Source organism: Paragemmobacter ruber (genome assembly GCF_009908315.1).
Taxonomy (GTDB): Bacteria; Pseudomonadota; Alphaproteobacteria; order Rhodobacterales; family Rhodobacteraceae; genus Paragemmobacter; species Paragemmobacter ruber.
The window spans coordinates 199,141-214,326 of record NZ_JAAATW010000001.1 but is presented as its reverse complement, the minus strand read 5'-3'; the positions used below and the strand labels follow the sequence as shown (position 1 = coordinate 214,326).

At 61.6% G+C, this 15,186-nt stretch carries 14 protein-coding genes; 10 read left to right on the top strand and 4 right to left on the bottom strand.

What is annotated here, in order from left to right; genetic code table 11:
* The first annotated feature begins 519 nt into the window (after positions 1-519).
* Complete coding sequence (locus tag GU920_RS01070) at positions 520-918, top strand: response regulator (protein WP_161765075.1); 399 nt, start codon at positions 520-522, stop codon at positions 916-918.
* Here GU920_RS01070 and GU920_RS01065 read toward each other — a convergent pair whose 3' ends face one another.
* From GU920_RS01065 to GU920_RS01055, 3 genes are read right to left on the bottom strand one after another with little or no spacing between them, the layout of a single operon-like run.
* Entirely contained in the window at positions 919-1,242 is a 324-nt protein-coding gene (locus GU920_RS01065) for an Hpt domain-containing protein (RefSeq protein ID WP_161765073.1), read from the bottom strand.
* A 32-nt stretch (positions 1,243-1,274) separates the two neighbouring features.
* Positions 1,275-2,708 carry a sensor histidine kinase gene (locus GU920_RS01060; protein ID WP_161765071.1) on the bottom strand — a complete coding sequence of 478 codons (1,434 nt, stop codon included), beginning with the start codon at positions 2,706-2,708 and terminating at the stop codon, positions 1,275-1,277.
* Between the two features lie 20 nt (positions 2,709-2,728).
* Entirely contained in the window at positions 2,729-3,112 is a 384-nt protein-coding gene (locus GU920_RS01055) for a hypothetical protein (protein ID WP_161765069.1), read from the bottom strand.
* Positions 3,113-3,683: 571 nt separating this feature from the next.
* On the opposite strand from GU920_RS01055, the gene GU920_RS01050 reads away from it, so the two are divergent.
* A complete protein-coding gene (locus tag GU920_RS01050) occupies positions 3,684-4,271 on the top strand; it encodes an acyl-homoserine-lactone synthase (protein WP_161765067.1) in 588 nt (195 codons plus the stop codon).
* Here the strand turns inward: GU920_RS01050 and GU920_RS01045 are convergent.
* Positions 4,207-5,313, bottom strand: coding sequence for a response regulator (locus tag GU920_RS01045; RefSeq protein ID WP_161765065.1), 1,107 nt, complete (start codon positions 5,311-5,313; stop codon positions 4,207-4,209). The genes GU920_RS01050 and GU920_RS01045 overlap by 65 nt on opposite strands.
* Before the next feature lie 408 nt (positions 5,314-5,721).
* On the opposite strand from GU920_RS01045, the gene GU920_RS01040 reads away from it, so the two are divergent.
* The 8 genes from GU920_RS01040 (at position 5,722) to GU920_RS01005 (ending at position 15,184) form a co-directional block, all read left to right on the top strand.
* A complete protein-coding gene (locus GU920_RS01040; RefSeq protein ID WP_161765063.1) occupies positions 5,722-7,065 on the top strand; it encodes an NAD(P)-binding domain-containing protein in 1,344 nt (447 codons plus the stop codon).
* Between the two features lie 302 nt (positions 7,066-7,367).
* The gene (locus tag GU920_RS01035; RefSeq protein ID WP_161765061.1) at positions 7,368-8,756 is read left to right on the top strand and encodes an ammonium transporter; all 1,389 of its coding nucleotides are present in this window, start codon (positions 7,368-7,370) and stop codon (positions 8,754-8,756) included.
* A gap of 22 nt (positions 8,757-8,778) precedes the next feature.
* Entirely contained in the window at positions 8,779-8,943 is a 165-nt protein-coding gene (locus tag GU920_RS01030; protein WP_161765059.1) for a hypothetical protein, read from the top strand.
* Positions 8,944-9,339: 396 nt separating this feature from the next.
* Complete coding sequence (locus tag GU920_RS01025; RefSeq protein ID WP_161765057.1) at positions 9,340-11,106, top strand: amino acid permease; 1,767 nt, start codon at positions 9,340-9,342, stop codon at positions 11,104-11,106.
* A 227-nt stretch (positions 11,107-11,333) separates the two neighbouring features.
* Positions 11,334-12,470 (top strand): aminomethyltransferase family protein, encoded by a 1,137-nt coding sequence (locus tag GU920_RS01020; RefSeq protein ID WP_161765055.1) that lies wholly within the window; start codon positions 11,334-11,336, stop codon positions 12,468-12,470.
* Positions 12,471-12,543: 73 nt separating this feature from the next.
* The gene (locus tag GU920_RS01015; protein ID WP_161765053.1) at positions 12,544-13,167 is read left to right on the top strand and encodes a dimethylamine monooxygenase subunit DmmA family protein; all 624 of its coding nucleotides are present in this window, start codon (positions 12,544-12,546) and stop codon (positions 13,165-13,167) included.
* Entirely contained in the window at positions 13,164-14,129 is a 966-nt protein-coding gene (locus GU920_RS01010; protein WP_161765052.1) for a PDR/VanB family oxidoreductase, read from the top strand. The genes GU920_RS01015 and GU920_RS01010 overlap by 4 nt, the downstream gene beginning before the upstream one ends.
* Positions 14,130-14,140: 11 nt before the next feature.
* Positions 14,141-15,184 carry a heme-dependent oxidative N-demethylase family protein gene (locus GU920_RS01005; RefSeq protein WP_161765050.1) on the top strand — a complete coding sequence of 348 codons (1,044 nt, stop codon included), beginning with the start codon at positions 14,141-14,143 and terminating at the stop codon, positions 15,182-15,184.
* Positions 15,185-15,186: the final 2 nt, after the last annotated feature.

Below are 15,186 nucleotides of genomic sequence, written 5' to 3'. Positions count from 1 at the left end.
GCTGTCTGCGCCGATCTATCCAAGTGCCTTGTCCGCACCTCGCGCCATTGCACCCCGATCGCATGTCTCGGCTCTGCAACCCAAGTTGCAGGGCCGAGACCGCGCTTTTCGGTTCCGGCCCGCCGAAGACGGGGACTGTTCAATTTCAGGCATTCTGGCAGGTGCCGTCCTTTGCGGGTCGGCGGCTTGTTGTATGTTTGCGATGTTTCACTTCAGCCGGAAGCTGCCCGAGGCGCGTTGGATGATTATGCCTTGCGGAGGTGCAGATCAGGTTTCGGACGGCCCATTACGCAACGGAAGCGGTGGCGGAACGGCGCCCGTTATGGCACGCTCGAAAATGCAAAGTCGGCGATCCGTTGTGGCGTTTGTGCCCTGTCGTTCGCGATCGGGAAACATTTCGTTTGCACAATTGGATAACTTTTCCACACGGGGCGATTGACGCAACGTCACCGGATCGTCAGGCTCTGTCGAGGGTGACGGTTGGGGATAACCGGCTACCGGGCGCTGCGGGGGGTGCCGATGACTGTTCTGAACCGTATCCTTCACGTCGAAGACGATGAGGATATCCTGATGATCGCACGGCTTGCCCTTGCAGATCTGGGCGGCTTTGAAGTGTTGCAATGCTCGTCCGGCGCGCAGGCCGTGGTTCAGGCTGCGGCCTTCGCCCCCGACCTTCTTCTTCTTGATTACATGATGCCAGAGATGAACGGGTTGCAGACCCTGCAGGCCTTGCGGGAACAACCTGAACTTGCCCAGACACCCGCCATCTTCATGACGGCAAAGGCGATGGATACGGTCGAGGCAGAGTTCGGCGGCTTGGGCGTGCTGGGGCGCATCACCAAGCCCTTCGATCCTGTGTCTTTGCCTGCCGACATCCGGCGGATATGGAAATCGCGGAAAGACGGCAGCGCCGGCTGATCAGGCGGAAACGATCAGCTTTTCAACCTCGGCCAGAAGGTTGGCGAGGGCGCGGATGACATCCTCGGTGAGGGGTGCGCTGTCCACACTGTCGCGCCAGGGTTCGAGGATTTCATCCGCTTTCGCGGCAACCTGTCCCAGCGCATCAAAACCCAGCGTCGGTGCCACACCCCTGATCTTGTGAGCATCTTCCTGCAACTGCCGCATCACCGCGGGATCTGGCGCGCGCTCGCCGGACAGGGCGAGGAACATCACCAACCGGTCGCGCCGGGGCGGCAGGGTTCCCACGAAATGCGCACGGATTGGCGCAAGCCGGGCGGCCATGTCAGCGTGCTGGGGAACATCTGCTTGAAACGTCATTTCGTTCTGTCCTTCAGGGGAAAATCAATCACGAAGGTGGTGCCTTCGCCAAGGGTGCTGCTGTAATCCACGCTGCCACCATGTGCGGCCATGATCTCTTGCGCGATGCACAGGCCAAGGCCGGTGCCGCCGTGGCTGCGCCGATCCGACGAATCCACCTGCGTGAACTTGCCAAACACCTTGTCGCGCGAATCCGGTGGGATGCCGATCCCCCGATCTTCCACTTCGACAAGGATACGGTCGGCGTCTCTGCGGACGCGCACATGCACCTTTTCGCCACGCCGTGAGAACTTGATCGCGTTCGACATCAGGTTATCCAGCACCTGATGCAGGCGGTCCCGGTCGCCGACGACGATGGCCGATCGCTCAGGCGGTTTGAAATCAATGGTAATCCCGTAGGCCTGCGCGAATGTTTCCATCGAGCCGATGCATTCGTCGATGGTATCGGACAGGTCGATCTCTTCGAAGTTATAACTCATCTGCCCCGATTCGATCTTCTGAAGGTCCAGAAGATCGTTGATCAGTGCGGACAGGCGGATGCTGTTTTTATGCGCGATTTCAAGGATGTTGCGCGCCTTCGCGGGATCGGCGTCATAGGCGCCCGTCCGCAGCAAGCCAAGCGCCCCGTTGATGGAAGTAAGCGGGGTGCGCAATTCGTGGCTGACCACCGAGACGAACTGCGATTTCACCTCATAGGCGGCCTGCACGCGGTCACGCTCAAGGCGCAGTTCATCCAGCTGATCGAGCCCGCGCCGATACAGCCGCAGGAAGATGACGGAACATTCGATCACGAAGAACAGGACGAACACCACCGTGAACAGCTGCAGCCAAAGGAAGCTTTGGATCGGGGGGCGCACGTGAAGCAGATCGGCGATGGGGATGTAGAGGAACACCCCCGTATACATGATGAGCCGCAGCAAAAGGATCTGCGGGATCTGATGGTTGTTCACGGCGGCGAAAAGCCCCGCCGCAAAAAGGAAGAACAGGGGCATGAAGTGGGAGGAGATCCCCTCCATATGCGCAACGATGCCCGCCCAGAGAACGATCGCGGTCGTGCTTTGCACCGCTGAAAGCAGCAGAAGGTCGCGGTAACGCCGCGCCTCGCGAAGGCCGCCGCCCTTCCATTTCACGATCCGCAGCGACAGCCACGTGTCGCAAAACTCGGTGAACTGGATGAACAGGTAGCACAGCACCGCCACCTGCAGATCATAGTAGAACCCGCACAGCATCGCGGCCGCCGCATAGATCGTCTGGCGCTTCCAGAACAGCTCCAGGCTGCCGTTCACATAGTCGCGCACCTGCTTTTCCAGCCGGGTGGCGCTGGTTTCAAGGCGAAGCGCCGCGCGCAGATACCGGCGCACGCGCATCGCGGTCGTCAGACGACTGCCGCGGGTCGAGGCCGTTGCCGCGCTGTAGGGGGCGGATGTCATGCTCTGGTCGAGCCTTTCGTTCAATGCAGCCGCATCCTGCGCAGCGCATCCTTCGCAAATTCGGCGGGTGCCGGGATCAGCTGTTCCGGATCGGCGAGGCGTCTGAAATCCAGCATGAGGAAGGTCGTGTCGATGCAGGTGGTGCGGTGAGGGATGTAGTCGGACTGAACGAAAGTTCCCTGGGCGTCAATGGCATCACCGATCGCGATTTCGGACAGGAACCGCTCCATCAGGGCGCTGTCGGTGATGCAGAATGTCGTGCGCAGCGGATAGGGGTTACGCCCCGGCCCATGATTCGCGGGTTCCAGCGACACGTCGATCAGCAGACGCCGCTCGGGCCGTTCGAGCAGCATCAGATCGGCAACTTCGCCAAATACCTTGAAACATTGAAAATAGCGACGCATGCCAGCCCTCCGAAACGCTTCCGCGATGACATGTCCCGTAGGGATTTCGGCCCATAGGGGCCTGTGCAGCGCGGACTTCCTGGAAAGCTACCCGCGCAGTTGGACCATATTATGGTGGTCCTGCGGTGATTTCTGGCGTGGATGCGCGCTGCCGACGTGTTTCGCGCGATGGTAGAAATGATTCTTGAATTTTCCCGCATGGCGGGATTGTCTGTGTTTGCGTAACAATGCAGACAGGACGGCGCGGCTCTTATGTTGCGATTTGACAAGGGCGCAGGCCGTGATCCGCGTAAAGAATGTGCAACAAAACACTGTAAGCTAAGGATTTTTTGCTTTGCCGATTTGCCACAGTTTTGCCAGATTCATCCGGGCGCGTTGTTTTGAGTTGTTTTTTTCACGCTGCGTGACTGAATGTGCTTAACGATTGTTTATGCTTGAGAATGCTATGGTCAGCCTTCCTCCGCACCGAACGAACCTGCGGCAGGCCGACTTGCCGGTGAACGACGGACCGCAACAGCCCGACGGGCGGCCCGTGGCCGGCACCACTGATACGACGATACCAGGACCTGCAATGCTGACGACGACCCTTTCCTTCCAGAACATGCATCAGCACGGTGACCTGTTCGTCAATTTGCTGCGCGCGCGCCGCAAGTCCTTTATCGTCAGGAACAACTGGCGCCTTCCCGAAGCCGAAGGGATGGAGTTCGACCAGTACGACACCCCGGCCAGCCGCTGGATCGCCGTGCACGAGAATGGCGAGGTGCTGGCAGGCGTGCGGCTGACCCCGACCACGGCTCGCGTCGGCATGTATACCTACATGATCCGTGACGCGCAGCGCGGGATGCTTGATTCCATTCCGTCCGACCTGATGGATTTCGAAGCTCCCGTCGATCCCAAGATCTGGGAGGCATCGCGCATCTTCGTGTCGAACGCGGTGCCGGCGCGGCTGCGCAAGAAGGTTCAGGGCGATCTGATGTACGAGATGATTCGCACCGCGCGTTCGCTCGGCGCGCATAAGATCATCGCCTTTGGTCCGGCGGTCTGGCCACGCTGGATCGGCAGGCTCGGCCTGCGGGCGGATCCCGCAGGGCCGGTCATGGTGCTGGACGGCGTGAAGGTTCAGGTCGCTGTGATGAACCTCGACCCGCGCCTGCATTAAGTTCGCCGCGCAGGCGGGCGAGGTCTTCGTTCAGCACCTGCCGCAGCAGGCCCTCATAGGCCGATCGCTCCTGTTCGCCGCGATAGCGCGCCAGTGATCTTTGTGGCAGCGACCGGGGCAGGGCGGGTGCCTTGCCGATCGTCTCGAGCTTGCGCTCCACCGCTGCGGCCGCCTTGTTGATCGACTGCAGCGATCCGAACCGCGTGAAGGAGCCCAGCGACAGCCGGTCGCCCACCATGACCGATACGCCCTGGCCGACGAGGATCGAATCGTTGATATGCGTTTCGATGTCTTCGGGCGTCAGGCGGCTGCGATGGTGGCTGACACAGAGGAAGGTTCCGTTCCCGCGATAGGACAGGATGCTGCCTTCGCCCTCGGTCGCCTCGGCCAGGGCCTGCCCGACAAGGCGCAGATGGGCCAGAAACTCGGCCGGCCGGTTTTCGGCATGGATCCGTTCGATATCGACGATCTTCACCGCCATCACATTCGAGGTGAACAGTTTCGCGCGCGTCAGCGACAGGATGTAATTCTCGAAGGACAGATAGGCGATTGTCCGGGGAACCTGACCGAGATCCAGCGGATCGCTCAGCGACAGGGCAGGCAAGGTGCGCAATTCGCGTTTCAGCCGCTCGATCGTTGTCAGCCCGTCCTCAACCCGGTTGCGCTCTTCGACCAGGCGATAGGCCATGCCGATGCGGGCGCTGAGTTCCAGCAGATCGAAGGGTTTGGTCACATAGTCGGTCGCGCCCGCCATGAAGGCGCGTTCAATGTATTCGCGCTGCGACATGGCCGTCAGCATGAGAATGGGTGTATAGGTATAGCCGGGCAGGCTGCGCACCTCGCGGCAGAGCGCGATGCCGTCCATCCCGGGCATCTGGATATCCAGAAGAAGACAGTCGAACGGTGTGGTCGTCGCGGCGATCACGCCAAGCGCCTCATGCGCCGAACGGGCGCGCGCCATCCGTTCATGCCCGGACAGGGCCAAGGCCTCTGCCAGCAGATCGAGGATCGTTTCGTCGTCATCGACGGCTAGTATTTTCATGCTGCAACCAGCTGCCTGAGGGCGTCCGTCTGGTACTGGCACAAACACGAAACGCACGGTCGGACTTCCGCACGGCACATACTTACCCACACAACCTAGACGTCCGTGTCTGTGGAAATGATGGCCACAGAAGGGCATAAATCCGGCCATTTGCCTGTTTGGGCAGGAAATGACGGGGGCGAGCCGCGGTTTGTTTCCCCAAGGGGCCGAAAACGGCGGCCCGGCGGTTGCAGACAGGTCCGGCTGTTCATCCTCGCCCCCTCCAGAGGGTTGGCCGCATCTCTGCCGGATCTGCCAGAGGCGGCGCAGGCGGATAATTTCATCCAAGGAAAATTATTTGACGCGCATTGCTTGCCGCGATTAGCCTTCCCGGCAACACGACAAAAAAGAACGAACATGGAGGGTAGAATGAAAAAGCGTGTTGCAGTCATCGGTGCCGGGCCGTCGGGTCTGGCCCAACTCCGGGCGTTCCAGTCCGCCAAGGCCAAGGGCGCCGACATTCCCGAAGTGGTCTGTTTTGAAAAGCAGTCGAACTGGGGTGGGCTTTGGAACTATACGTGGCGCACCGGGCTGGATGAATATGGCGAGCCGGTCCATTGCTCCATGTATCGCTATCTGTGGTCCAACGGCCCGAAGGAAGGGCTGGAATTCGCCGACTATTCCTTTGAGGAACATTTCGGCAAGCAGATCGCCAGCTATCCGCCCCGCGCGGTGCTGTTCGACTATATCGAGGGGCGCGTGAAAAAGGCCGGCGTGCGTGACTGGGTGCGCTTCTCCACGCCGGTCCGCTTCGTGCGCTACAATGCCGAGAAGGGCAACTTCACCCTGACGGCGCATGATCTGAAGAACGACCGGGTGTATGAAGAGGAGTTCGACAACGTCGTTGTCGCATCGGGCCATTTCTCGGTGCCGAACGTGCCGGAATATCCGGGCTTTGACAGGTTCAACGGACGTGTCCTGCACGCCCACGATTTCCGCGACGCGCGTGAGTTCAGCGGCAAGGACATCCTGATCCTTGGCTCGTCCTATTCGGCCGAAGATATCGGGTCGCAATGCTGGAAATACGGGGCAAAGTCAGTGACGGTCGCCTATCGCAATGCGCCCATGGGCTTCAACTGGCCGGATAACTGGAAAGAGGTGCCCAGACTGGACCATGTCGATGAGGATACGGCCTATTTCTCGGACGGTTCGTCCAAGAAGGTGGACGCGATCATTCTGTGCACGGGTTACAAACACCACTTCCCCTTCCTGCCCGATGACCTGCGTCTGAAGACCGCCAACAGGTTGGCGACGGCGGACCTCTACAAGGGGGTGGTCTGGGTCCATAATCCAAAGCTGTTCTATCTGGGGATGCAGGATCAGTGGTTCACCTTCAACATGTTCGATGCGCAGGCCTGGTGGGTGCGCGATGCGATCATGGGGCGTATCGCGATCCCGACGGACAAGGCGGTGCTGCTCAAGGACGTGGCAGACCGGGTCGCGGCCGAGGATGCGGGCCAGGACGCGCATGACGCCATCCATTATCAGGGCGATTATGTGAAGGAACTGATCGAAGAGACGGATTATCCGTCCTTTGACGTGGATGGTGCCTGCGAGGCTTTCTTCGAGTGGAAGGAACACAAGAAGAAGGACATCATGGGTTTCCGCAACAATGCCTATCGGTCGGTCATCACCGGCACCATGGCGCCCGTCCATCATACGCCGTGGAAGGACGCGCTGGAGGATTCGATGGAAAGCTATCTGCGGAACTGAGGCGCCCGGCCAGCCCGGCCGTGGCGCGACAATGGTTCGGCCTCTGCGGCCCCGCTTCTGCGCGGGGCCGTTTTCCTTTGCCCGCCGCGGTGTTTCCGATCAGGCGTAAAATGCTGAAATCTTGGCCCATTCGGATCGAAACTGCATGATCATTGATCATTTTATGACAAAACTACGCCTTGCCGCGAAACAAAGTTGCTTCACATCACCTTTTGCGGCCGTGGCTCTGCCCGCCCGTGCTTAACTTTGGCCGTCAGCCCCCGGGTCACATGGGGGCGACACAACAGCTGGGGAGTTTACGCATGGAAGAACAGATTGCCGCCTTGACGGCGGAACTGGCCGCGCTGAAGGACGCGACGGCCGGATTGAACAAGACAACGGCCGAAACCTTCTACTGGTTGACGATCCCGCTCATGGTGCTGATCCATGCGGGGTTCCTGTCCTATGAGATGGGCGCCTCGCGCGCCAAGAACGCGCTGGCCTCGGGGATCAAGAACATCCTCGCCTTTGCCTTCATCATCCCGACCTTTTACTATGCCGGCTGGTTCATCTACTGGGCCTTCCCCACAGGATTTTCGATGACGCCCGGTCCCATCGGCACCTCGGGCCTTGAATATGCGCTGGCCGCCGCCAGCCCGGTCGGCCCTGCCATGGGCCCCAACGTGGCCGACAGCGCGACCGGCGTGTTCTTCGGCGCCTTTGCCATGTTCGCGGCAACCACGGCGTCGATCATGTCGGGGTCGCTGATCGAACGGGTGCAGATCGTGGGGTTCACGATCCTCGCCATCGTTCTGGGCAGTTTCGTCTGGATCCTCGGCGCGGCCTGGGGCTGGCACGCGGATGGCTGGCTGGTGACGGCGCTGGGCTATCACGATTTCGGCGCGTCGGGCGTGGTTCATGCCATCGCGGGCTTCTTCACGCTGGGCGTGCTGATCAACCTTGGCGCGCGGGTAGGCAAGTTCAACCCGGACGGCAGCGCGAACGCCATCGCCGGCCATTCGATGCCGGCCGCACTGGTGGGATTGATGCTGATCATCGCGGGCTTCTGGGGGTTCCTGATGGGCTGCGTGATCTTCCCCGGTGAGGCATGGAGCTGGGGGACCGGCATCTTCCATTCCATCTACGGCACGCCGGTCACGCTGTCGGCCATGACGTTCAACATCCTGATGGGCTTTGCCGGGGGGGCCATCGCGGCCTGGGTCCTGACGCATGATCCGTTCTGGATGATGTCGGGCGCGCTGGGCGGGATCATCTCGGTCGCGGCGGGGCTGGATCTCTACTGGCCGCCCATGGCCTTTGTCATCGCGGTGATCGGCGGCCTGATCATGCCAGTGGTCGCGCGCTTTGTGGAACGGATGCGCATCGACGATGCCGTGGGTGCCGTGGCGCTGCATGGCGTGGTGGGCCTTTGGGGCGTGGTCGCGGTGGGCATCTTCGCGGCTGGCTATCCGGCCCTGCCCGCCGAAGGGGCGCCGACGATCACCCTGTTCGGGCAGATCGGCGGGGCGCTGGTGATGGCGGTTCTGGGCTTTGTGCCGGGCTATGTCGTGTCGCTGATCCTGAACAAGATGGGTCTTCTGCGCGTGCCGAAGCAGGCGGAACTGATCGGGCTGGACAAGGTCAAGGTCCCTGTCGAGGCCTATCCTGAGTTCTTCCCGGGCGGCATCCCCGCCAAGACCCCCGCCGAGTGAAACCCAAGGAAAGGAGAGAAACATGCTGGTCGGAACCGACATCACGGATTGGAGCGCAGTCGAAGGCGCCTATTATGCAGGCATGGGAACGGAAGGCATCTGGCTTTTCCTGTCGATGATCCTTGTGGTCGCCGCGCTGGCGGCCGGGTTGCGGCATGAAAAGCTGGCCTACAGCAAGGCAAAATAGCCGCGCTGAGGCACCCAATCCGGGGCAGTAAGCCAAGAAAACAAGGCCCGGGCCAAACGCCCGGGCCTTTTGTCGTCGTGCCGTTTGAGTGCTGCAGGCCCCGGGCGGACAAGGAAACAAATTTTCGCCTGAATGAAATTCCTCTCGCCATGCGGGATGGGCCGTGCTTTTCTCAGCGACAGCAGGTCGCAGCTGCCGTGGCTGCGGTCTTCCGCGATGGCGGGTTTCCCCCGCAGTCGCAGCGTCGTGGCGCCGCCGTCCATAGGGGCGCGCGCGGATTGGCACGGCAAGAACACCGTTCCGGCGCGGGGGTGCGGCGGGGCGATATCAGAAACCCGGACCAGAGAGCGGCAAACGCCACGGGAGCCGGGACAACAGGGAACGAGGGAGTAATCAATGTCGTCAACGACAACGAATGGCGAGCTGCATCGCGCGCTCGATTGGAAGGGTGCCTTCTGGGTTGCCGCGGGGGTGCCCCCGCTGGTTCTGTTTTCGCTGGGTGGGATCGCGGGTGTGGCGGGTCAGGCGGCGTTTGTCGTCTGGATGCTGTCCATGTGCATGGGGTTCCTGCAATCCTTCACTTATGCCGAGATGGCCGGCATGTTCGGCAACAAGTCGGGCGGTGCATCGGTTTATGGCGCGACCGCGTGGCTGCGCTATTCCAAGCTGATCGCGCCCTTGTCGGTGTGGTGCAACTGGTTCGCCTGGTCGCCGGTGCTGAGCCTGGGCTGCGTCATCGCGGCGGGCTATATCCTGAACGCGCTGTTCCCGATCCCGCTGGCCGAAAGCCAGCCGGTGCTGGATTGGGTGGCGGCCAACCTTGCCAATTACACGGCCGAGACGCCCGCCGTGGCCGAATACATGGCCGCCAATGCCGGATCGACGGTGGATGCCGCGATCACGGCGGTGGCTACGGCGGATGGTGTGGCAGCACTCACCCCCGCCTTCCGGGTTTGGGAGGCCTTCAACATCCCCGTGCCGGGGCTGGGGACGCTGCATTTCAATTCCACCTTCGTGATCGGCGTTATCCTGATGTCGATCATCTTTGTCATCCAGCATCGCGGCATCGCCTCGACCGCCAGCGCGCAGAAGGTGCTGGCCGTGGTCGTGCTGATCCCGCTTTTGCTGGTGGGGATCGTTCCGATCCTGACGGGACAGATCGACAGCATGAACGTCACCAACATCGTGCCACCCACGGCCGCCTATTCGGGTGAGAACGGGGCATGGGACATCGGCGGCTGGACGCTGTTTCTGGGGGGCATGTATATCGCCGCCTGGTCCACCTACGGGTTCGAAACCGCCGTCTGCTACACGCGGGAATTGAAGGACCCCAAGACCGACACCTTCCGGGCCATCTTCTATTCCGGGCTTCTGTGCATCGTTTTCTTCTTCCTGATCCCCTTCTCGTTCCAGGGGGTTCTGGGACATGCCGGGATGCTCGAGACAGGGATCGTGGACGGCACGGGGATCGCGGCGGCGCTGGGCGGGTTCCTTGGATCGTCCAACGTCATCATCCAGCTGTTCGTCATCCTGATGATCATGGCGCTGTTCCTGGCCATCATGACGGCGATGGCGGGATCGTCGCGCACCCTTTATCAGGGATCGCGGGATGGCTGGCTGCCCAAGTATCTGGGCCGCGTCAACAATAACGGCGCGCCCACCGGCGCGATGTGGACGGATTACGGTTTCAACCTGATCCTGTTGGCGCTGGCGTCGGATGTGGGGGGGTATTTCTACGTCCTTGCCATCTCGAACGTCGGATACATCCTGTTCAACTTCCTGAACCTGAACGCGGGCTGGATCCATCGGATCGACTCGCCCCATATGGAACGCCCGTGGAAGGCGCCGACGGTGCTGATCGGGATCAACACCGTGCTGGCCTTCGTGAACGCGCTGTTCCTTGGCGCAGGGGCGAAGGTCTGGGGCTATTCCAACGCGCTGTGGGCGGGGCTGATCTTTGCCGCGCTGATCCTGCCTGTCTTCTATTGGCGGCATTACATCGTGGACAAGGGGCGCTTTCCCAAGGAAGCGATGGAGGATCTGGGCCTGTCCGATCATGGCGATCTGGGGCCGCGCCGGGCCGGGATGCTGCCCTATCTCGCGCTGATCGCGGGGGCGGCGGTCGTGCTCTGGTCGAACTGGTTCTTCGTGCTGCCGGGTTGAACCGGGCGCAGCGATCAGGGGAAGGGGCGGCCCGGTGGCCGCCCCTTTTCGCATGCGTTCTTTGCATGCCGCCCGTCCTGTGGCCCCTTCTGCCCAAGGACCGGGCGAAGGGCGCGCGCGGTGAAAAACTTTCCCTGAGAGGAAAACTTTTTGCACATGAAGGTTGATTTCAATGGGGGATGGTTGGAGAGTATTGGCAATCAATAAGTCCATCGGGAGGGACGGAGATGACGAACTCGTGGCGCTTTTCCACGCTGGGGGACCGGCACCGTGCGCTGGGATCGAACCTTGAGGATTGGAGCGGGATGGGAACCGCCTGGTCCTATGACGGTGATCCGGATGCGGAATATATGGCGATCCGCACCAAGGCCGGGCTGATGGATGTGTCGGGGCTGAAGAAGGTGCATATCACCGGGCCTGCCGCAAGCCATGTGATCGAACGCGCCACCACCCGGAACATGGAAAAGCTGATGCCGGGCCGGTCGGTCTATGCCTGCATGTTGAACGATGCGGGCAAGTTCATCGAGGATTGCGTGATCTACCGCCTTGCGCCGAACAGCTTCATGGTGGTGCATGGATCGGGGCAGGGGCATGAACAGCTGACCATGGCCGCGACGGGGCGTGATGTTTCCGTCCGCTTTGACGACAACACGCATGACCTGTCGCTGCAGGGGCCGCTGGCGGTGGACTATCTGGAAAAGCACGTCCCCGGCATCCGGCAGTTGCCCTATTTCTCGCAGATGCAGACCTCGCTTTTCGGCAAGCCTGCCATGATCTCGCGCACCGGTTATACCGGCGAGCGGGGGTATGAGCTGTTCGTGCGCGGGCAAGATGCGCCGATGATCTGGGACCGTATTCTGGACGAGGGCAAGTCGATGGGGATCATCCCCTGCCGTTTCACCACGCTCGACCTGCTGCGCACCGAAAGCTATCTGCTGTTCTTCCCCTTCGACAATTCCGAGATGTACCCGTTCGAGGATGAAGGCCCGGGCGATACGCTGTGGGAACTGGGTCTGGATTTCACCGTCAGCCCCGGCAAGGTGGGCTTCCGTGGGGCGGAAGAGCATTACCGTCTGAAGGGGAAGGAGCGGTTCAAGATCTGGGGCCTGAAGATGGAAGGCACCAATGTGCCGGGCAACGGTGCGCCGGTTTTCCGTGACGGCAAGAAGGTGGGTGTGGTCACGCAGGCGATGTATTCGCCGCTGAACAAGCACAACATCGCCATCGCCCGCATCCCGGTGGATTGCGCGAACAATGGGACCAAGCTGGTGGTCAATTGCGCCACCCATGGGGAAATCCCGGCGGTTACCCATTCCATGCCCTTCTACGATGTCGAAAAGAAACGCCGCACGGCGAAGGACTGACACGAAGGGGGGCGCGCCATCCCGCAGGGCGCGCCCCTTTCTGCAACCGGGGCCAGGCGGAACTGACAGGACCATGAGCCAGACCGTTTTCGAAAAGTCGATCCGCAGCCGCCCGGTCTATGGCGTGTTGCAGCCGCGCGCGGGCACCGCGCATCTTTGCGTGGCCGATGGCGAGGGGGCAGGGGCGATCCGCGACCTCTTTGCCAAGGTGGGGGCGGGGGCGCCCGCGATGCTGGCGCGGACGCATATCATCTATGTCCCGAGCAGCGCGAACGGCACCGATGAATTCGCCAGTCTGGAGGCGCTGGGGGCGGCGCAATGCCACCGCTCGCCATCTTTCTGGGCGGCGGAGCCGCGGCTGCGCAAGGTGCTGGCCGATGCCCATATGGGGCTGCAGGTCTATCTCGCCGGGACGGAGACGCTGATCGGTCTGGCGCAGCGCGATGTGATGGAGGCGGGGCTGCCCCATGACGCGGTGCAGACGGAACATCGCGGATCGCTGGCCCGTCGGGTGCAATGCGTGCATTGCAAGGGGGTGACGGAGAATGTGAGGACCGATCCCTTCACCTGTTCGCATTGCGGATTGAACCTGTTTGTCCGCGACCATTATTCCCGCCGCCTTGCGGCGTTTCAGGGCGTGTGCATCGACGCCGAGGAGCCGGGCAACGTGCCCCCGCCGGTGGAGCGATTCAAATGAGCGTCGGAGCCCCCAGACTGGATGTCGTCGTGACCGAGGTGGTGGAGGTGAACCCGCTCATCAAGCGGTTCCGTTTCGAGCGCGTGGATGGGGGAGAAATGCCCCATTTCTCGGGCGGGTCGCATGTGGTGGTGGAGATGGACGATCACGGCACGCGGCGGATGAATCCCTATTCGCTGATGTCCGATCCATCGGACACCAAGGGCTATGAGATTTCGGTGCGCCGGGATGAGGCGGGGCGGGGCGGATCGCTGTTCCTGCATCGCCATGTCGTGCCAGGGATGCGGATGCAGATCGGCCATCCGGTGAACCTCTTTCCCCCGGATGCACGGGCGCGGAAGCATCTGTTCCTTGCCGGCGGCATCGGGATCACGCCGTTCATGTCGATGATGGCGCAGTTGCAGCCGATGGGCCAAAGGTTCGAATTGCACTATTCCGTGCGGTCAGAAGCGCTGGGCGCCTATGTGGAGCGTTTGAAAAGTGCATATGCCGAACGCGTGCACATCTATGTGGACGACCGGGGCGAGGCGATCGACCTGACATCGCTGCTGTCCACCCAGCCGCTTGGCACGCATCTTTATGTCTGCGGGCCGAAGGGAATGATCGACTGGGTGAAGGCCACGGCAGCCGGGATGGGATGGCCTAAGAATACGGTTCATTCCGAAGAATTCCTTGCCCCCCCGGTCGGCCAGCCCTTTGCGGTGGAGCTTGCGGCAAGCGGCCGGTCCATCACCGTGGGGGCGGCGCAGTCGATCCTTGAGGCGATGGAGGCCGCAGGCGTGGATGCGCCCTACCTGTGCCGGGGCGGGGCTTGCGGGCAGTGCGAGACGGCTGTGATCCGCTGCGACGGGCATATCCATCATCACGACCACTGGCTTTCCGATGACGAGAAGGCCGGGAACACCAAGATCATGCCATGCGTGTCGCGGTTCGAGGGCAGATCCCTCGTGATCGACCGCTGAGGGGGGAAGCCATGGGTTTCGAGTTCAACAACGAGACGTTCCGCAACGATTTCACCTTCAAGAACTCGGAACGCGCGATCAGGCGTTTTCCCTTTCCCTTCGACCGGGACGATTACATGTATTCGGTCAATATGGAGCCGCATGTGCCGGGGCGGCCCGGATCGGTGTTCGAGCACGCCTTCGACGTGGATGAGCATTACCTGGCCGAGATGCGCGACCGCGATCTGGTGTTGAAGGAAGACCCGCTGCGCTGCCAGTCGCTGCCGCATATGGAACTGGCGGGGTGGGACCTGCTGGAACTGATCATGGAAAGCAAGGCGCGGGACTATCCGCACTGGTTTGCGTTGCACAAGACCGGCAACCGCTGGACCTGGATCAACCGGCCGATGGAGATCGAGCAGACCTTCACCTTCCTCGATCCCTCCACGCTGCCTTATGGCCCGATGGAATACATCACCCGCCAGACGCAAGGCGATTTCACCTTGCAGGATCAGAGGGATGACAACCTCTGGATCGAAGCGGGGATGGTGACGACGCAGGCCGACTGGTCGCTGGATTTCGACATCGGGATGGGGTTTCACGAATGGCACGCCCCCGTGCCCTTGGCGCATGAGAAGGGGGTTTTTGACCGGGCGTTGAAATTCCTGCTGAAGCTGCAGCATGGCGCCCCGGTGCGGCGGTTCAACTGGACCCATACGGTGGACCCGCTGCTGGATACGAGCCCCGAGAACTATCCCAAATGGGGCCCGACCCGGACCGAGATGACGATGGAAAATCTGGGCCAGCGGATGCATCTGCGGGTGGAGTTGCAGACGCTGTGGCGGCTGCCGCGATCCAATGCCATCGCCTTCCCGATCCGCTGCTACCTGATCAAGTATGACGAATTGGTGACGGTCCCGAAATGGGCGCGGCGTATGCACCGGGTGGTGCGCGACATCCACCCCGAACTGGCGGCCTATAAGGGGTTCCTGCGCAACCGCGATCTGATGACGGCATGGCTTGCCCAATATGACGACGGCGCCCCCACCTCGCCGGGCTGGTGGCCGGAGGATTGACA

What these genes read in the sequence shown, in the direction of transcription:
- GU920_RS01070 (WP_161765075.1), top strand. Translation starts at nt 520, where the DNA reads ATGACTGTTCTGAACCGTATCCTTCACGTCGAAGACGATGAGGATATC.
- GU920_RS01065 (WP_161765073.1), bottom strand. Translation starts at nt 1,242, where the DNA reads ATGGCCGCCCGGCTTGCGCCAATCCGTGCGCATTTCGTGGGAACCCTG.
- GU920_RS01060 (WP_161765071.1), bottom strand. Translation starts at nt 2,708, where the DNA reads ATGACATCCGCCCCCTACAGCGCGGCAACGGCCTCGACCCGCGGCAGT.
- GU920_RS01055 (WP_161765069.1), bottom strand. Translation starts at nt 3,112, where the DNA reads ATGCGTCGCTATTTTCAATGTTTCAAGGTATTTGGCGAAGTTGCCGAT.
- GU920_RS01050 (WP_161765067.1), top strand. Translation starts at nt 3,684, where the DNA reads ATGCTGACGACGACCCTTTCCTTCCAGAACATGCATCAGCACGGTGAC.
- GU920_RS01045 (WP_161765065.1), bottom strand. Translation starts at nt 5,313, where the DNA reads ATGAAAATACTAGCCGTCGATGACGACGAAACGATCCTCGATCTGCTG.
- GU920_RS01040 (WP_161765063.1), top strand. Translation starts at nt 5,722, where the DNA reads ATGAAAAAGCGTGTTGCAGTCATCGGTGCCGGGCCGTCGGGTCTGGCC.
- GU920_RS01035 (WP_161765061.1), top strand. Translation starts at nt 7,368, where the DNA reads ATGGAAGAACAGATTGCCGCCTTGACGGCGGAACTGGCCGCGCTGAAG.
- GU920_RS01030 (WP_161765059.1), top strand. Translation starts at nt 8,779, where the DNA reads ATGCTGGTCGGAACCGACATCACGGATTGGAGCGCAGTCGAAGGCGCC.
- GU920_RS01025 (WP_161765057.1), top strand. Translation starts at nt 9,340, where the DNA reads ATGTCGTCAACGACAACGAATGGCGAGCTGCATCGCGCGCTCGATTGG.
- GU920_RS01020 (WP_161765055.1), top strand. Translation starts at nt 11,334, where the DNA reads ATGACGAACTCGTGGCGCTTTTCCACGCTGGGGGACCGGCACCGTGCG.
- GU920_RS01015 (WP_161765053.1), top strand. Translation starts at nt 12,544, where the DNA reads ATGAGCCAGACCGTTTTCGAAAAGTCGATCCGCAGCCGCCCGGTCTAT.
- GU920_RS01010 (WP_161765052.1), top strand. Translation starts at nt 13,164, where the DNA reads ATGAGCGTCGGAGCCCCCAGACTGGATGTCGTCGTGACCGAGGTGGTG.
- GU920_RS01005 (WP_161765050.1), top strand. Translation starts at nt 14,141, where the DNA reads ATGGGTTTCGAGTTCAACAACGAGACGTTCCGCAACGATTTCACCTTC.